Raw genomic sequence first — 20,316 nt, forward strand, 5'->3', positions numbered from 1 at the left:
TAGGTTCTTAAGATGATATCCTATAACTGTAGCCTATGTTTCCTCTGATTTCTTGCACTTTAGTTTTATTCTCTCCTAAAGCTTCTTTGTTCAGATAGAATATGCTTGCTGAAAAATTATGCTTTTCACCTAATCTCAAAGAATAGGTGTTTCTTAGGTTGTAAATCTTGTCGGTCAACTGCTTATTTAGATAGGAGTACATCATATTAGCCGAGATGGAGGCATTGACTTTCTTCTCCCATAAGCTTTTATTGATGGTCAGTACGGGGCCGGTGGTAACATTACTAAAAGCTGCGGCACGATTATCATTGTACGTAGCTGAAGTTGAAATACTCCAACCGTCTCCTACAGTCATCTGATGTCCTAGCATGTAATTGACAAAGGTTGAGGCGTTGTCGTCGCTATCTTGCACATCCTGTACATTGGTATTTAAGAATATATTATGGTTGACACCTGCTGTTTTTGTAGTTCTATAATTAATAGCAAACGACCCACTGCGGGTGATTGAGAAAAAGTCCAAAGAATCTACTAGTACATCTGTCTGGATCTGAGTCTGTCGTGTACTTGAGTTAAAGTTTGAATAGGTTACATTAAAGTTCCAGTTTTGAGAGGGCGCATATGCGATATTACCTCCATAAATCACTCTATATACTTCACTGGCTAGTTGATTATTAAGATTGTTTTGTTGAAAACCTGAGTTGAGTGCTACGTTGACTTTTTGTTGAAGCATTGCCCACGAAATCCCTCCCGATATGTCTCGAAGGTCATTATTGAGAAATGAAGATCCCATGGTTCTATAGCCAGGGTCAATCTCTCTGTAGTTTAAGTTTAATTGATAGCCTTCGCCTGTGTAAACAGTTTTTGCGGCTAATGCTTTTGTAAATTCCGAAGAAGTATTAGGAACGAATAGAGCTCCGAAATTATTCACGAAAGTATAGTCGTCAATGACGACTTCTTGAGCTCTTTTATCTCGGGTAAACATGCTGTATGCGTATTCAAACTCAAAAGAGACTCTGCGGCCAATCTTGTGTTTGGTATTGAATCCGAGTACTAAATTCTCTTCTGGAGTAATCGTCACGCTATCCTGCTGAATTGAATTTTCATCATCTTCGGCTTTGAAAAGAATCAGGTCAACATTGTGTTTTTCTCTTCCTAGACCTACTTTAAAACCATAACCCATTCTACGATAAGTCGGCTTAACGAAAGCATTACCATCTAGACCCGTTTTACTTACGGGCTTTGCAAACTGCCCCCACATTACACTGGTTCGTACGAAACTATTCTCCGGCGCTACTTCTACCCCTGCGCCCAAAAATAAATTTCCAGCGAGTGTATAACTTGAAAAATTCATTGTTCGATGCCCCAGATGCGCTGTCACGGATTTGTACCGTGGACTAATCCCAAACTGGTTGAAAGGCTGTGCTCCTTCATAGTTTCTATTTTGGGAAGTCAAAGTCATAGAAAAGGGAGCACTGACTACCCCAAAAAAATCAAAATTGATATCGGCATTTAATATCCAGAAATATGGGTCTCTTCGACTTTCTATGCCCACTGCCGAGTACAGGGTATTATTAAAAGAAAAACCACCCTGATAGGATATTGGCTTGGCTTTGATGACTTCTTCTATGTCCTGCCCCTTGACAGCTAGTGAATTTAAACCTATCATCACAAACAAGATTAAATTCCTCAGTATTCGATATGTATGCTTATTATTGGTCAATTAGAGTTTCCTTCTTTTTTGTTTTTTAGTTTTTGTATAAATCTTATGCTTTGAATCTTTTCGTTTTACTTGTTTGGTCGTCTTCACCGGAGCATACTTAGGTTTCTTCTCTTTCTCTTCTTTGTATACCCATGGCTCTATCTCCGTCACTTCCTCTACTTGTTTCTCTTTTAGAGATTTGATTTCGGATTTAGCTTCTCTGATCGAACCAGGCTCTCCTGTGGATAGTAAAAACCATGCTCCATCTTCACTTTGGATTACTTTAGTCTCCACTTGAGCTTCGCGTTTGAGGTTTTTCTGTAGATTCTTAGCTTCTTCTATCGATTGGCTAATGCCAACTACCATATAATAGTTATTAACCGTATCAAGCTCACTTGGATTGGACATATTCACACCGTGTTCGAAAATTAGATTCTGAAGATCATCTTTATAGGTATCTATGTCTTCTCTCATCTGTTCTATTTCCTTGTCCTGTTCTTCAAACTTCTCATCAATAAGCGTTTTGGTATAAATACTATCCAAACTAGGTGTATATCCAGATCCGCTATGACCTTTTTTCCCAATGCGATTCAACCTTATACCAAGTGTAAACTCATGAGATCCTCCAGCAATCGCTCTTACTTCTTTATTAGGAATCTCATAAGAATAATTCACTACAAATCGCTGATCGATATTCATACCAAATGCTATACTAGTAGCCACTTCAGCTCTATATGTCACAGCCGTCCAAAGAAGATTGTTATAAGTAATAACACCACTCAAATCAAATAATGGATCCAGTCCCTGTGCTACTCTCATCAATACTATTGGCTGTACTTCCCAGCGTGGACTGAGTGTCATTTTATACTGAAGACTCGTTGTATAATGCCTTACTAAACCAAACCCTAACTCCTTAAAGTCCGAGTTATTTTCATACTTAAAGCTGTTTGAGAATATTTGGGCTGCTGAAAAACCTGCTATAAAATTGCCATAATTATAGTTGATTCCTATTGCCCCATCCAAGACGGTCTTATTATTGAAGTCGGAAAGTAGGTTAGGGTCATCAAGGTTTTCTGCTTCAATTCTTTCAAAGAATACTCTATTTTGAAGAAATCCTATCGAAGTCCCGAGAGTCAGTGCCTGCTCTGTATTCAAATTTACTTTGTAGGAATATGAGCCTAGCAAGTTGGTACGACCAATGATATTAGATACGTCATTTACAAAAGTCAATCCAACCCCCATATTCTCATTCTTCAGATTGCTATCAATTGTAAATGCTGAAGTCTCTGGTGAACCCGATATTCCTGTCCACTGTTTTCTATAAGTTAAAAAAGCATTGGCCTCGGTCGTGGATCCAGCCATAGATGGATTCACCAAATATGGATTTATATAGTATTGTGATAAAAGAGGTACTTGCTGTGCCTTAGCAACAATTACAGAAACAACTAACCCAACGAGTAATATTACTTTCTTCATCTTACTTGTTTCTCATGATTGTTATAGCTCCAGAATAATTTTTCGTGGCATCTGGGAATGTAATGGTATAGTAATAAGTTCCATCTGGTAAAATGTCATTCCCTGCTGTTCCGACCCAGTCATTTTGATAGCCTTGTTCTTGAAAAACAATTTTTCCCCAACGGTCAAAAACCACAACATTAGCCTGACCAAAATTTTCAATATTACCGACTATCCAAGCATCATTTAGACCATTGCCGTCTGGAGTCATAACATTAGATGGAACTACTTTATGATCATTCTCAACATTGACAGTAACCTCATCAAAATCTGAACAACCATTTTCATCAATAATTTCAAGTAAATAGGTGGTAGTTTCCAAGGGAGCAACGGATGGCTGAGATGATTGAGAGTCATCCATGAATTCAACTGGTGACCAAGAATAAAATACACCTCCCTCTCCTTTTAGCTGAGCTGGAAAGCCTTTACTTACTGTAACATCTTCACCAGCATAGGCATCGGGAGTATAATACACATGCACAATTTTAGCCAATGAATCTTGGCAACCATTTCCTGCCGTGACCTTCAGCTTGACTTCATAATCTCCGGGCAATTCATAATAGATTGTTGGCTCGGGAACTACATCTTCTTCACCATTGCCAAATGTCCACGCATATCGTAGTGTCCCATCTGGAGAATCGGATTTATCGTCAATTTCAACATCAGTCCCTGAACAAACACTCTCAATCTTGAAGTTGGCAATCGGTAACTCATGTACCACATATTCCTTAGAAATCCCATCTATACAACCATTATTAGATGTTGCTTGTAGAGCTACTTCGTAGAGACCAGCATTTAGGTATTGCTTTGTTGGACTTTCTACAATAGCATTAGTCTGATCCCCAAAATCCCAGATGTAATTATCAATAGTGCCATTAGGGATGGATGAGGTGTTATCGAAAACAGACTCTAATCCATCACACACTTCTTCTACTTCAAAATCGACCTCCGGTAATGGGTAAATTGTAATACTCTTCGTTTCCTGAGATACACATCCAAAATCTGAAGTCGCTTCTAATGTCACATCAAAGTCTCCATGGGCGTTGTATTTATAAGTGAACTGCCTTACGTCACGAGAATCAGAATTTCCTAAGTCCCAGAAATACGAAATAGTACCATTAGAGATAGTAGTATTATTTATAGCACTAATTTCCTTACCAAAACATACATTGTCAATGGAAAAATTAATCTGAGGTAGTGGCTCGATTACTACTACTTCACTATGCGTTCCTATACATCCTTCTCCAGTTTCAGCTACTAATGTGACTTTGTAGTTTCCAAAGCTTTCATATTGATGACTTGGATTTTCCTCATCAGAAGACTTTGTATCTCCAAAATCCCAATCATATTCTATAGATGCAGCAGACGAAATAGTAGCATTATTGAATACCATAGGTGCATCTGCACAAACACTAGTTGTAGAAAAATTAACTTCGGGTTGAGGGTGTACGCTGACAATCTTACTAACATTATCAATACAGCCATGATTAGTGGTCACTTGAAGATTCACAAGGTAATCTCCATCAGCAGCATAAGTATGGACTGGATTCTCTACCAATGAGGTATTGATATCCCCGTAGTTCCATACAAAAAATAAATTTCCGTTCTCTATTTTGCTATTGTTTTGGAACTCAGCCTCTTTACCAAAACAAACATTATCTACTTCAAAAATGGGCTCTGCTCTTGGATAAATCTCAACTTTTGTGGTTGTCTCGTGGCTGCAACCTTTATCTGTTGTAACTCTCAAAGACACATCATAGCTACCATTGTCTGCATAAGTATGAATTGGATCTGCAATGTTAGCTGTGTTGGTGTCCCCAAATTTCCATTCATACACATCAATTTTACCACTCGACAAAATTGTGTTATCTGTAAAAATACTCTCATCACGCTCACAATTGTTCTCTACATATATTCCCGCTTCTGGTACAGGATTGACTATTACAGATTGAGTAGCTTCGTTAATGCAACCTTGATCTGTTTCTACGGTCAGTTTAACAGAGTAAACTCCATCACCGTCAAATAGAAACTTGGGGTTTTCGATCACTCGAATGGATCCATTCCCTAAATCCCAAGTAAACTTCTCATTTTTACCTGGAAAGACAGTACTCAAATTTGTAAAGGAAGTAGCTATTCCTTCACAGACTTCGTCATTATTGAAAGAAACTACTGGTAATGGATGTACCATCACTTCGAAATTAGGAGTTACCTCTTCAGCACATCCTCCGTTCTGTACATATGCTCGATATGTAGTTGTTTTAGTTAGATCTTTAAACGTATATTCTTGATCAATAACTCCTAAATCAAACCAATCAGTTCCATTGTCATTGTATTCCCATTTCGTGACTTTTCCTACAAAATCCGTCAAAGTAATCTTGCCACTATTTTTCCCATCACATACTTCAGATACTCCTTCTAGATGTCCTGCATCTGTATTGTCCAATACTGTGATGACTACAGGATTGCTTTCATCCAATGGACAATCTCCATTCTTCACTACGGCTCTATAGTACCTTGTAAATAATAAGTCATCATAGTCAAGATTATCTTCCTGAGTATTAATGACACTCCATGGGGCTAGTCCATTGTCCGATATCTCCCAATAAAGAATATCTCCTACTTCGCCATTGAGTTCCATTAAACCGTTATTATTTCCACTGCAAACTGATGCTGCTCCACTTAGAACTCCTCCTTGAGAAGGTTGTGCTATTTCGACTGTTGCTACTGATGTCAACTCTTGTGAGCATACGCCATTTTGAATCAGAGCTCTATAGTATGTATTCTCGTCCAAGTCGTTGTAGATATATTCATTATCTGTAATTGCCTCTGACGTAAATCCTGCTGTTGAGCTTATTTCAGACACCTGCCATTCTACGACAGTACCTATCTGTCCTGATAGTTTAATTTCTCCATTATTAGCTCCTTTACATTTACCAGATATGCTTCCAGTAATATTTCCTGCTACTGTTTTTTTATCTACTGTGATAGTCGTCACAGTGGAAGCGACCTCATCACATACTCCACTTTTGACAATAGCTCTATAGTAAGTCGTAGCATCCAAATTGCTATAAGAGATGCTATTACCCTTTTCATTGATCGTAGTCCATGGGGCAGCATTGGTTAAGGAACTTTCCCAACGTATTATATTTCCTACTACACCTGTGACTGATACCGTTCTTATGGTAGGATCTCCTTGACATAAAGTAATAGCCCCTGATGTAGTTCCTCCATCCGTTGTAGGATAAATTACAACATCTTTTGATAGTTTTTTCTCACAACTAAAATCAGAAGTAGCTGTCAACTCAATTGTGTACCTATTATCAAGCCCATAAGTATGCGATGAATTTACTTCAGTAGATCCATTTGAATCACCAAAATCCCATTCAAAATCCAAACTCCCTGACTCTACTGTAGAGGTATTGACTAAAGTGATAGCTTCACCTAAACAAGCGTCACTTACTGTAAATATTGGCTCCGGTAGAGGATTAATATTAATGACTTTTTCTACCATGCTAGTACAGCCATTAATAGATTTTACACTCAATGTAACGTCATAGGTACCTGAAGCATCATATAAGTGACTTGCATCCTGTGTTGTTTCATTCTTCCCATTACCATAGCTCCACTCAAATGATAGATCAGACATACTTATACCTGTAGTGGTATTAGTAAAATCCGCTCTTGTATTAAAACAAACATCAGTATAAGAAAAATTAGCAATCGGCTGCTCAAAAACTTCTAACTCATCTACTCCGGTCAAGGTTAAGGACTGACTACATCCTTTTTCTGATGTAGCTGTCAAACTAACTTGATACTCTCCTACTGTTGTATATTTATGGGATGGATTTGTTTCAACAGATTTATCCCCATCATCAAAATCCCAATCATAGTTCAAATTTCCAGAAGTAATGGTCGTATGGTTTGTAAAAGAAGCTGATCCTCCTAAGCAAGTATTATCAACATCAAAATCAACTACTGGATCTGGATAAACATCTATTTTATGAGTCAATGAGGTGACACAACCATTTGCATGTGTTGCGGATAAAGTCACATCTTTAGACCCAGTAGATGTAAATGTATGTGATGGGTCTTCATCAGTAGAATTTCCGTCGCTAAAGTCCCATGTTTGCGTATCAACTCCCGTTGAATTATTTTGAAATTCAAACAAGGTACTTTCACATTGAAGTGCATTGGTAAATGTGAAATTTAAATCAGGAATCTCCTTTACATTGACTATATACTGCACTTGGTCATTGTCACCCAAACTGGTTACAACAGTTAATGTCACTGTATAATCTCCTGCGGTAGCATAGGTATGCTTTGGCGATTGAAGATTGGACCCTTCACCATCTCCAAAATCCCAACTATAGATTATTAAAGCTCCAGCTCCTCCAGGGGTGGATGTACTGGTAAAAGTGGTTTCTGTTCCTTCACAAACTATATCAAATGTAAAATCTGCTACTGGCATAGCTGTTACTATTGAACTCATAAACAGAAGTATGACTACAAGCCACTTCGCATTTATAAATTCTTTTTGTTTGTCAGGTTTAATTCTTTGCATAAACAATTCTTTTTATTTCATGCGTATTATTGATACCATATTTAATAAGGTAGACTCCTTCTTTTGGCAGCTTAATAGACACAGGTGTTTTAGTATTCACAAGAGTTAATATCCTTTGTCCATTTATTTGAAAAAGGTTTATGAATGTATCATTAGGACTGGAAATTATCAATGTCCCATCTTTAGTTGGATTAGGGTAAATTTTAGTTTCAAAAGAAGGCGAATCATTAACACTCGTTACTGGCGAGTCACTAAATGACCATATATTATTCCTGTAGTTTTCTAATACAGTGGCCATTTTTTGTGACTGTCCTTCTGTAAAGAATAACAAACACTCGTCATCTGCTACATTCATGTAATTCTGAATCATATCGGTACTCCCACAACTAGATGATTCTGATCCACAACCTGCTTTCTTTTCTTGATTGGGAGTATCAAATATTCCATCGTCTGTATTACATCCTCCAGTACCCCATAAATGATGAAGCCCTAAGTAATGCCCAACTTCATGAGTAGTAGTTCTACCTAAATTGTATGGTTTTACTACTGTTCCGCTTAATCCAAAGGCTGTAAAATCTACAACCACCCCATCTTCAACAGATGTAGCTGTTATTGGTGTAGTTGCAAATCCAACAATTCCTGGAGCTAAATCAGTGACCCAAATATTTAAATAACGTTCGGTGTCCCAAGCGTCAGCACCTCCTAGTTTTGAACTATAGATATCTGAATTGGCAAATACACCATGAGTCGTTTCATGTCGTTCAATTCCAGTTGTAATTTCGCCAAACGGATCTTCGGACGCGAGCTGAAACTGAATCCGTGGGTTACCAATTATCCCTTGAAACTCCATATCAACTTCCTTGAGATCAGAATTATTTGCAGAGTAATCATTATTCAAAACCTGAATCTGGCTTCGAACCTGACTATCAGAAATATTTTGAAATTCATTATTGTATACAATATGAACCACAGTATTAATGACCTGATAATCAATATTTTTAGCTAATAATTCACTACTTAATACTATTAGCAGTACATAAATTAAATGAGCAATATGTTTGAGAGACAACTTCAACTTATCTCTCAATTATGAATTTGACTCGCTTAAGACTACCAGGGGTGGCAGCAGTAAGAAAATAAACTCCAGAGGACAACCTAGACACATCAAATCTTAAGGTTTCATCTTTCAATAAAACATCTTCCTTGTGAGCTATGTAACCAGACATATCATTGATCAATAGAGACACCGTCTCTTCCTTCGTTAGTTTAAAATGGACGTCTATGTATTCCGTAGTTGGATTTGGATACAGGTCAAGATCTTCTATAGATGAGAATAATGGTACATATACATCATCATCTCCTTCCAATCTACCGGAAACAATAGAGATAACTTTGGTTAAGGTATCACTACAGACTTCGTTGCTGGCAATCAAAGTCACATCAAATTCTCCTTCTCTAAAATATATATGATCAGGGTTTTGTTTTGTACTCCTTGAACCATCACCAAAAAACCATTCATAAGTAGCATTTAATGATTCGGTAAGTTGAGCAAACTGTATAGTATCACCTACATCTCCAAAACTTGCGGATAAGAAACTTGCTGTAATATCGTTGGTAGTAGGAGTGATTGTCAACTGATCATAGTTTACACAACCAAGGTCATCAAACACAGTCAAATAAAATGTACCCAATTCTTCGGGTACGAAACTCTTTTCGTTTGATGATTCACCATGATCAGAAGACCAATTATATTCCAATCCATCAATACCTGCATCTAATACTACTTGTTCATTTTTACATACATAATAGTCTTCTCCTAGATCTAACGCTATCTCATCTCGCATGGAAACTTCAACAGATGACTCTGTACTACAACCTTCGTCATTATAGGCAATTACTGAATAAAGACCAGTGCTACCTACCTCCAGAAAGTTATTTGTAGATTTATCCGACCATTTATAATCGTAGATTCCCTCCTGACCAGCATATAAGATAGTAGTAGCACCATAGCATATCTGCTGGTTATCCCCAAGATCTATAATTGGTGAATCACTTATAGATAGATCAAAATCCTTTCGCTCTACACAACCATTCTCCCCTACGACTTCAACCGAATAAATTCCTGATTCTGAAAAAGTTTCAAAGTATCCATTTGTTCCACTTGACCATTTATACTCTCTGCCAATTGCTCCTGGATTCAGTTCTATGTCATCACAACCGGCTACTTGATCTTCAATTTGGATAACTGGAACTGCTTTAGTCTCCAATATTACTTTCTCTGTGTTTTCACATCCATCTGTGGATACAAGTTTTACAGAGTATTCTCCTGGAATATTTGTTGAAATTTTTGGAGTAGAAGCTCCTGTTGACCATAGATATGACGCTGCAGAAGTGGTAAAGGCATCCAATTCAGCCATTTCATTAGAGCATACCTCTATCTTAACAGGCAGACTAGATTCTGGAGCCTCATCTATGGTTACAAAAATATCATCTGAAGTATTACAAAATTCATCATTACTAACAGTTAATGTATATAACTCTGAACTGGAAACATTGATAATAGGAGTATTCTCACCCGTAGACCATTTGTAATACACATTGGTCATCGTAGCTTTTAACTCGGTAGGTCCACAATTTCTAAAGTCATCTCCAAGCGCTAATTGAGGAATATGATAAAATTCTACATCAATATCTTGAGTGATACTACAGCCATGAGCGTTTATTACTTCTACCTCGTAATTCCCTGCTGTACTTACCTTGATCGTTTGAGATGTCTCAAGAGTATTCCATGAATAAGTCGCTCCTAGATTTCCTGCATCCAAAACAAGTTCTGGATCACAAGTCTTTAGTCTTTCTGGCAATAATACGTCTGGAATTTCATTGACTGTTAGACTTTTGGTTTTGTCCGAGACACAACCAAAGTCACTGATGGCATTCAAATGAATCGAATAAATACCGTCAACATCGAAACTTCTACTCGGAGACTCTACTGTAGAAAGATTACCTCCCGACAAATCCCAGAAGAAACTCATATCTGTATCATCATCCATAGTTGAAAGGTTAGTAAATGTAAAATCGTCTCCCTGACAAATAGGTTCAACAACGAAGTTTACATTTGGTAGCGGATGGACTTTGAAACTACCTGTATAATCATCAGAACAACCATTTTCTGAAACAACCTCCAACCTCGCGGTATGATCACTAGATGATGTAAAAATATGTGTTGGATTAGGAATGCTAGCGGACGCTCCATCATCAAACTGCCATTGGTAAGTTAAAACCTCTCCATTATTTAATGATAAATCCTTAAATTCAACTCCTTTTCCTGTACAATTTTCAACTACTTGGAAATTGGCCACAGGTTCAGCGAAATAATTCACTTTAATCTCATCAGTAGCTGTACAGCCATTGGCATTAGTTACTTCTACAGAATATATCCCTAGAGAAGAAACTCTTATTTTTTGAGAAGATTCTCCTGTTGACCATTTGAATGTACTTCCTGTATTCCTTGCGTGTAGCTGAATATCATTACCTGGACAAATTCTTAAATCCTCGCCCAAATCCACAATAGGAGAATCTAACCATTCTATCAGGACTTCATCACTTCCTATACAGCCATTGGCATCTATAATATCAACAGCATATAAACCTGGTTTGGTTACTTCGAGTGTCTGTGTATTCACACCTGTTGACCACGCATAAGTAGCTCCAGCATAATACCCCGCATCTAAAGTTATATCACCACATACTTTTCTATTTGGACCTAAATCTGGCTCAATCGCTGTATTTAGGACTACGTCAAAGGACTCCGTTATAGCACAAGCATTAGCATCAGTGATCTGTACACTATAGTTGCCATTGGTGTCGATGGTTTTTAACTGACTGACTCCTATACTCGTACCTACTGCATCTTTCCATATATAAGTGGAACCTACGTTTCCTGCATTAATCGTAACCTCAGAGGCACATGTGGCAATTTCACCTTTAGTACTGAATTTAGGAATCTCAAGTGCAGTTACTGTTTTTGTTGTTTGGGATTGACATCCCTGATCTGACGTAGTCGTCAGGCTGACCGTATAGTCTTTAGCTATAGAATATTGATGGTAAACGATGTCTCCTGATTCTCTCAGTCCATCACCAAATTCCCAGAAATTGTCCATTCCTGCTAACTGGTTTCCTTTAAACTCTCCTGCCACATTTCTACAAAAATCACTGACTGAGAAATCCGATGACGGCAATGTGAATATCTCAACTTGATTCGTCGTACTATCAAAACAGAGATTACTAGTCTGTACTTTAAGCTTCACATCATGAAGCCCTTCATTTTCAAAAACAAAAGATGGATTTCGCTCCGTTGAAGTAGTACCATCATCCCATAACCATTCAAATCCGATAATTGTCGTTCCTGATTCTGTCGTATAAGACTGATTCTTAAAGTCAATTTTGTTATCTACGCAATACCCCAATGTATTTGTCGTAAAATCAACAAAAGGTGATTTATCATAAACAACCTCAGCAACCACTGTCGAAGTACATTCATCCTTGGAAACCGTAGCTTCATAATGACCAGCTTCTGAGACTTCAAGCTTATTCGCTGTAGATAAAATAGTAGCGTTTCCTACTTTACGCCACTCATAAGTCGCTCCTAAAACATCCAAGCTTAACTCCCCTTTAAGGCCTGGACAAACTCGAATATCGCTCAGCGCCAAACTCAGAGGGACATTTATTAATACTTGAACTTCATCTACTGAAATACATTGATCGGATCCATAATCTGATGTAGCTTCTACACGATAAGTTCCAGGTTTATCGACCTTTAACTCAGGCCCGCTAGCCGAGCTTATTAAGCTACCATCTTTAAACCATCGATACGTATTGTTTATATGTGCGAAATCAGTTCTGACACTTGCCTTCAAAATACCCTCTTCACAAAAAGTCAAAACAGTTTTATCTCCTAGCGAAACTTCCGCAGATAAGGCAATCACCTGTACATCTTGACTATTCTTACAGTATTGACCATCTGAGCGACTCATATCAACGGTATAAAAGCCACTTTTTGTAAGGCCTGTCAATTCTGGCTTATCAGTATTTCCTGAATTCAATAAAGCATCATCTTTATCATACCATTCAAAGGAAGTACCTGTAGGCAAATAACTTATAGGGTCTAGCTGTGGGTCAATAGTCATTACCTCTGCACAACTAATAATGGGATCAAGTGTAAAGCTTGGTTTTCGATCAACCATTACCTTTCCAGTGGTTGATTCTTTGCAACCATATTCCGTTTCTACTGTGAGTTTGATATCATATGTCCCATAACTATTAAATGTAGCTGTGGCGTCCTTAGTGTTTTGTAAACCAGGTTGAGATTCTATTTCCCATTCATAACCCGTGATCTCATCTTGATCTTTTGGAACACTAGAAGTATTTCGAATAGTATAAAGTTCATCTTCACAAACAGGGTCAGCTATGAAAGATGGTTCTGGTAGAGCATGAATTTCGTGAGTAGTCGTCTCAGTATTGGTACATCCAAAGTCTGAGGTTCTTTTCAAACTCACCGTATATAATCCAGGATTGGTGTATTCGTGATGAACTGTAGACCAACTACCACCAGCAATAGAATTTTTTCGAATCTCACTGAGGTCACCAAAGTTCCATTCGAACTTCAAATTAGAATTAGCATCAAATGCCTCGATGGCAGAGTTATTAGTAAACTCAACCTTCTCACCAATACATCTATCTGGATTCTCTAGTACAAAGCCTCCTGTAGGCTTTGGATATATCTTCACATCAACAGTGTCCCAGTGCGTGCATTGGTATTTGCTAGATTCCACCTTAAGCATAACACGATACATATCATTACCCAAATCACTTGGCTGGCTATCATCTGTATAAAACTTTCGAGGAAATTCTTCAGTAGACTCTGGTTTGCTTTCCTCAAATGTCTTGTCACCGAAGTACCAATTATACATCATTACCTCCTCATCTCCGGATATTACATCCAAAGTAGAAAGGTTATCGAAATCAAAAGTTTCTTCTACACAAATTGTACTATCAGGTTCTCTTAAAAACAATGGACCAAACAATGCATCTGGGGTTGGTTTAATACTTATCGGCTTCTTTACTTCTGACCAACACCCACTTTTCTCAAATTCCATTCTGAGCCTAACTAAAGTGTCATTTTTAGGAGCTATATACTCATAGGTATATGTATTATCTACCAGCGCCTCATCACTCTCCTCAAAAGACCAAAGATCAACTGTATCACGAGGATAATCCCCATCCTTCGTATAGTACCCATAATCCCAAATCCATTTTCTAGATGATCCATATCCAGGGGTATCATCATATATACTATCAGTAATGTTTGTCAAAATTTGGACATCATCATGTTCACAAACCCACTGATCAGCACGATAGTTATTTATAGAAAAGTCGTAAACTGGTCGTGGTAACACATTGATTGTCTTCGTCAACTCAGATCTACATCCATAACCTGTAGTCACGGTTAGTGTCGTTTCAAAGTCATTATTAGTAAAATCATCATAATCGAAGCTAGGATAAATATGATCTACTATTTCACTCCTATCATTGACAAATTCATCTGTCACATCCCCATAGTCCCAGTGATAGGTAATCACTTCAAAGTCACTATCCTTTTTACCATCTTCTTTCATCGATGAATTTGTGAACTCTACTGTATTTCCAGTACATACTGTCTTTGGTCCTGATCGACTGCCAGCCGAATGTGTGACAGTATAGTCAAATACAGGTTCAGTAGGGTATTGGCGATAATTGGTTGAAAAACTCAAAGTGTCTGGACAGCCTTTGGTACTAATTGCCTTTACCCAAAAGGTCTCCGAAGTGCCAATATCTCTATTATTAAATGCTCCATTCGCCAAGTTGAAAGTAACTGTATCACTCCAAATAGAATCTTCTTTGACCTCGAACTCACTCATCCAATAGGCGTGACCAAACTCGTGACCTCCTACTCCCTGAAGACTTATCTTCATTTCCTCTCCGATTCCACCAGCAGCCATGCACGACTCGAATACCATACCATCATCTAAAGGGTCTATGTCGTCTCTATCAGGATCTGTTGAGAGAGAAGTAAATTGGAACTTAGGTTGGACATTGCAAAGTGTCTCTCCCAATGCAAAACGATAGGTGTGTTTATCTTTTAAATAAAAAATTGAATCAATAGGATTGGGGTCAAGCTGGGAATAACGAATTCTCTTTTTATTACCAACTAATTCTATAGAGGATGCAAACCCTAAATCTTCCAATTTCCTCCATTCAACTTTCATCGTATCAGTCACAAAGACTGATAATTTACTCAAATCGACTCCCAGACCTTCAAGGTCACTTAAGTAAAAGTCTAAACCTTTCAGTGCTATTTCTCCTTTAATTTTTGCAGCAACATCATATGATTTAAGAACACTGAAACCATTAGTGATAGAAGAAATTTTTTCATGACTCCTAATTATTTTCAAGCTATCAACAAATGCTTCATCAATGAACTCTAGCCCTATACCAAAACCTTTAGGATTAAAAGTAGTATCTGCTTTATCTATAAGTATTTTTTTATAGCCTATTAATTGTCCACCTCCTGTAACCGAAGTCACTATTCCAGATTTTTCTACTAAAGTTGGTGTAATAGGATCTCCAGTTGTGGGAAGACTAACCGATTCATCTACATAATTCACAACTGTATTATAGAAGTCATGAAAGAACATATCGCCATCTCGTAGTACCACGTTTGCTCTATTGCTCTCAGACAGTTCAAAATTATTTATCTCTTGAACATCCGAGTCGATGAAAAGGGAAGTTCCGGTTGGTTTTTCAACAATTACGTTTCTCAATAAAGTCACATTAGTGGCTCCTCGATCATTAGTTTGACCCGTACTCACAGCAACAGGAGCACCTTTGATGGATTGGTTTCCCTCTCCGTTAAAAACGATATACCCAGCACTACCATCATCCGACAATAAATTACCCAGAAAAGAGTTTTTCTTTCTAGCATTAATCAAGTCGCCGCCGAGCTCCAAAGTCCCAGCCAAACGCATACCTGCATTTGACATTTCAGACGAGTCAGCATAATATCCAGGTATATGCAAAGTAGCTCCTCCTTCTACAAAAATCACCTGACCATAGTTGGTCATGCCAGTTTGTGAGAAGGCTTTTAAGGACAGTAATAGAGCAACTAAATAAAAAATATTTTTCATGCAGGTTAATTTCATAGGTTTATAAAATCTTCATGATAAAGGCTAGAACATAGTAAGGTGGGCGGTTTTCGTGGGGTTTTGTTTGCCATTTACTATTCACATGCTGCCCTCCAGTATCACTAATCGAATGAGTATGATTACCTTCTTCAGAAATTCCAGTACCTAAAATTAAATCTTGTCTTTTTGGGTCTACTTTATCCTGAAAATCAATTAAAGCTTTTTTAGTACCATCTATTATTTTAGGACCATATGCAAAACCCAAGCTATGTGTATTTCCTCCTGCCTGTGTGTCAATGAAATTCCTGTCATATACTCTGTGACCATTGTCTTTCAAAGTATGGCTATGATTTCCTGAAATTCCAGTCGTATGCTTATGTCTAGGCATCTCAGCAGTAGTCAATGCATAAAACTCTTCCCCTCCTCTATCTGCGACGGTATTTCCTTTTTGACTGAAATCTCCAGGGTTATTATAATCTCCTTTTCCTGAATGATAACCTACGATAAACCGTCCTCTTAAATCCGGCGTTCCTTTAGTTCCATTACATAGAGCCCAGCCTTTTGGTATTTTAGTACCAGACCACATTATGATTGCTCCTTTTGGTGTACCTACAGGAGACCAAGTACCCGCACTATAGTCATATAGCGCCTTAGCTTCCGTATTATAGATCATCAATCCTTCAGCAGGAGACTTAATAGAATTCATTTGAATTTCTGTCAACCTAGGAATTAAAATCCCTTTTTGATTGTCTTCAGCTTGAATTTCTAAAACCGCACTGGGATCTACAGAACTAGTGCCTATACCTATTCCTTTGCCTTGGGCTAGTACATCATTTTTAGACACACTGCCCATTACTAAAAGAAATATCAAATATGTAATAGTAGTATTTTTCATGGTTTATAATAGGTTTTCATGATAAAGGCTAAAACATAATAGGGTGGGCGGTTTTCGTGGGGTTTAGAATTACCTCGAGTATTAGAATTACCTTTAACAGTATGTGAATGGAGTCCATCATGATCGGTATTTCTCTTAGGAAACTTATCGTAATTGGTAAACTTTGAGTCGTTCGTCCAACCAATCTTACCTGTTTCCGGCTGCCCTCCTGTCTCATCGAAATTGTCATTAAAAGTAGTAATCCCATGGGCATGATGTCCTCCTGTACTTGCTGTCAAGTCTACATAATGATTATGGGTAGGCATCTCATTTACCGTTAAAGTGTGCAATTTCTCTCCCCCAGTATTATTGACAGTTCTATACTTAGTATCAGATGTATTCGTAGGATCTTTCATACCACCAGTACCATCATCGTAACCAAGGACAAACCTTCCTCTTAAGTCAGGAGTCCCGTTTTTACCATTACACAGTATCCATCCCTTAGGAATAGTAGATTCATTGCCCGACCACATGACGATTATCCCTCTTGGAATTGGAACTAAAGCTTCCCAAGCGTTATAGCCTTTGTTTTTCTGGTAAAAAACATGTTCTAGCGAGTCATATACTAGAAGTCCAGGAGCGGCTTTCGGAAGTGCCTTATTGCGTTGACTTTGATCCATAATCGGGAAGATGACACCTTGCGTATTAGTCTCTGATGATATCTGCAAAACCGCAGATTTATGAACAGAACTAGTACCTATACCGATTCCCTTACCTTGAGCACTCACAGAATGTGCGTTTAATATTATCAAGATGAAAGAAATCAAGTAAGCAATCGGTAGGTAAGGACGAGACACAGTACTTCTAAACCTATTTGTTAAAACTTCTTTAAACTGATAGAATATCTTATTTGTGGTTATCATAGTTAATTCTTTTTCCAAGTCAATACTTCCGATTTACTAACATCACCAGATTCAGCAAAAACCCTGACTTGATAGTGCCATTTAGTACCATTTCCTAAATTATAGTCTTTAAATTGTTGGTCTTTGAGCATTCCGCTTAGTGGTTTTAGAGCTTCTCTAGAAGCCCCTCTATACACAACTATTCCAACATATTCTTGCGAACCAATGTCCCAAGTCAAAGTATTTATCTTCTTTTTTTTCTTGTGATTGACTTCTAAATTTGAAATTTTGATGGGTGAAGTTTTTATTGGCAAGCTTGCTATTGCTACAGCAGATGGATTTGAGAAATTACCAGCTGAGTCCTGAGCTAAAAGCCTATACTGATACCAAATGCCCTCTTTTGCTGACGAGTCGGTAAATGAGTCTTGATCTCTGCTAAGAGCGTTGGATAATACAGAATATTCTTCTGAAGAAACCGTATCTCTACGTTCTAAAACATAGTTCTTTAAATCATTGTCAATGTTTTTTACCCATTCTACAACCAGCTTATTATTAATTGTTCGAATATTTTTTATAAATGGAGTCTCTGGTCCCAGTACATCTGGAAGTGATGCTTTAGCAAAATCGGAATATCCACTACGATTGTAAGTAGTATCTACTGCTACTATTTTGTAGAAAAAGTCGTTTTTTACATTAATGGGAAGTTTTTGAATGTATTCATTAGAGTCGATAGGATCTGTATTAAGCAACAAATAATCACCTTCTACATTACTGCTTGTAGTTCTAAATAATAGGTAACCCCATAGATCTGATTCGGTATTATGATTCCAAGTCAGATGCATTCTACCCGTATCACTCTTAATAATCAGACCTGTAGGAGTAGCCGGAGGAAATACATCCGGGACTTTTACAAAAGAGTACTCTGACAAACCTTCATTCCCAGAAAAATCAACTGTAGCCACTTTGTAGTAAAAACTACCATTAATCTTAGCCTCATCTACAAAACTATTAACCGTCGAATCTAAAAGCACTTCGTTTACTACTTGATAAGGCCCCTCACTATTGTTACTCTTATAGATTCGTAATCCTTCTACGTCTTCGGTATACCGATTAACCCATTGCAACTTAACAGTCAGAGAATCATACTCTGAAACTAGACCTATAGGAGAGGCCGGAGGAACATTATCTTCAAATGAAAATCTAAAAGCCTCTGTCGAGGCTAACTCTTCATTAAAAAAGCCTAACCCTCGAACCTGAAAAGAATACACTTGATGCTCTTCCAAACTGTCTAAAGAAAATTTTGGAGTCGGATAACCAAATCTGCCTAGACTGTCTTGGACTTCGGATATTATAATTGGTTTATCATTTATCTGCTCATAAGTAGTATCATTGGCTCCTTCTGTTTTATAGATGTTTACCGCATAAAAACGATCCTCATCCATTTTCCAGTCAAACTTCAACTTTTGCCCTTCTTGATAAATATCTATTTCCTCTATAGAATGATCAGGAAAAAACTTACCCGCTACTATAGGCTTAGACTCCGCAATAGAAAACTCTCTATCTCCCTTTATTTTATTGACCCGATAAGTGTACCTTTTACCCTCTATTGCATTAGCATCTTCAAAATATATCCCAAGAAATTCAGCGTATTCTTTTGACTGTATTGACTTAAATAGAACATTAACAAACAAAAAGGTTTCTTGTAACTGGGCAATACTTGAGGCACTGTCAAGTATTACTTCTTCTAAAAATCGAATATCATCATCCGGATAATTTACTGCAGTGGGGCTGAAATCATTGGAAGTGAATATTGGACTTTTATTGACCTTTTCCCAAACTATACCATCTGATGGCTTTCTATAAAGATTAACCCCTTCGTTGTATAAAAATTCGGATGAATACCACTTAAGTAGAACCTTACCTGACTGGTTGGGGTCATTAATTGCGTATAATGCTGATTTTTGAGCATTAACACTTAAAGAAATAAACAATATCAACGTGAGAAGTAATACTCTCCTTTGAATTGTTGTTACTGAACTCTCGAATAAAGAACAGATCCGAATGGATTTCATATAGTTTTAGTTAGCAGGGTTAATTAGTTCTAATAGCAATTAGTACAAATATGCTATATCAAACTAGGTTAAATACAATTCCAACACGCAATAATACTTGTTTTTTCTTAAATAATATCACGCTTTTTGAATTGACATTTTATGTTTCGTTTGTCACAATTCAGATTTAATCTGAACTTTAATACGATTTATTAGAGGGTTCTTCATTATCTGGGTCTAAAAATATCTTTATAAAAACACACTGAAATACGCTTCAAAAGGGTAAATCTTTCTACGTTGATATTACTATTCTTAGACCTTATACAGGTTTGTTATTATAATCACATAGCATCACGATATTCGAAGCTCATAAAACTTTCATGAATAAGGGAATTCACCCACAGGCATGAAACTCGTTTTAAATAGAAACCAAACTATAAAACGATATGTCTACAGTAGAATTCCCTCAGCTAATTGAACGCGGTTGTGGCCTGG

At 37.4% G+C, this 20,316-nt stretch carries 8 protein-coding genes; all 8 read right to left on the minus strand.

Annotation, left to right across the window (positions count from 1 at the left end; genetic code table 11):
- Positions 1-7: 7 nt before the first annotated feature.
- From DKG80_RS20455 to DKG80_RS20490, 8 genes are read right to left on the minus strand one after another with little or no spacing between them, the layout of a single operon-like run.
- Positions 8-1,666, minus strand: coding sequence for a hypothetical protein (locus DKG80_RS20455; RefSeq protein WP_109833254.1), 1,659 nt, complete (start codon positions 1,664-1,666; stop codon positions 8-10).
- 54 nt (positions 1,667-1,720) lie between these two features.
- Positions 1,721-3,175, minus strand: coding sequence for a PorP/SprF family type IX secretion system membrane protein (locus tag DKG80_RS20460; RefSeq protein ID WP_109833255.1), 1,455 nt, complete (start codon positions 3,173-3,175; stop codon positions 1,721-1,723).
- A gap of 1 nt (position 3,176) precedes the next feature.
- Positions 3,177-7,775 carry a PKD domain-containing protein gene (locus DKG80_RS20465; RefSeq protein ID WP_109833256.1) on the minus strand — a complete coding sequence of 1,533 codons (4,599 nt, stop codon included), beginning with the start codon at positions 7,773-7,775 and terminating at the stop codon, positions 3,177-3,179.
- A complete protein-coding gene (locus DKG80_RS20470; RefSeq protein WP_162556029.1) occupies positions 7,762-8,850 on the minus strand; it encodes a M43 family zinc metalloprotease in 1,089 nt (362 codons plus the stop codon). The genes DKG80_RS20465 and DKG80_RS20470 overlap by 14 nt, the downstream gene beginning before the upstream one ends.
- A 1-nt stretch (position 8,851) precedes the next feature.
- Positions 8,852-15,997 carry a PKD domain-containing protein gene (locus DKG80_RS20475; RefSeq protein ID WP_162556030.1) on the minus strand — a complete coding sequence of 2,382 codons (7,146 nt, stop codon included), beginning with the start codon at positions 15,995-15,997 and terminating at the stop codon, positions 8,852-8,854.
- A 19-nt stretch (positions 15,998-16,016) separates the two neighbouring features.
- A complete protein-coding gene (locus DKG80_RS20480; RefSeq protein WP_109833259.1) occupies positions 16,017-16,889 on the minus strand; it encodes a hypothetical protein in 873 nt (290 codons plus the stop codon).
- A complete protein-coding gene (locus DKG80_RS20485) occupies positions 16,886-17,791 on the minus strand; it encodes a hypothetical protein (protein ID WP_109833260.1) in 906 nt (301 codons plus the stop codon). Before DKG80_RS20485 ends, DKG80_RS20480 begins: the two co-directional genes overlap by 4 nt.
- A 2-nt stretch (positions 17,792-17,793) precedes the next feature.
- Complete coding sequence (locus DKG80_RS20490; protein ID WP_109833261.1) at positions 17,794-19,842, minus strand: fibronectin type III domain-containing protein; 2,049 nt, start codon at positions 19,840-19,842, stop codon at positions 17,794-17,796.
- Between the last annotated feature and the right edge of the window lie 474 nt (positions 19,843-20,316).

The sequence above is a fragment of the Reichenbachiella versicolor genome (assembly GCF_003171675.1).
Classification (GTDB): Bacteria; Bacteroidota; Bacteroidia; order Cytophagales; family Cyclobacteriaceae; genus Reichenbachiella; species Reichenbachiella versicolor.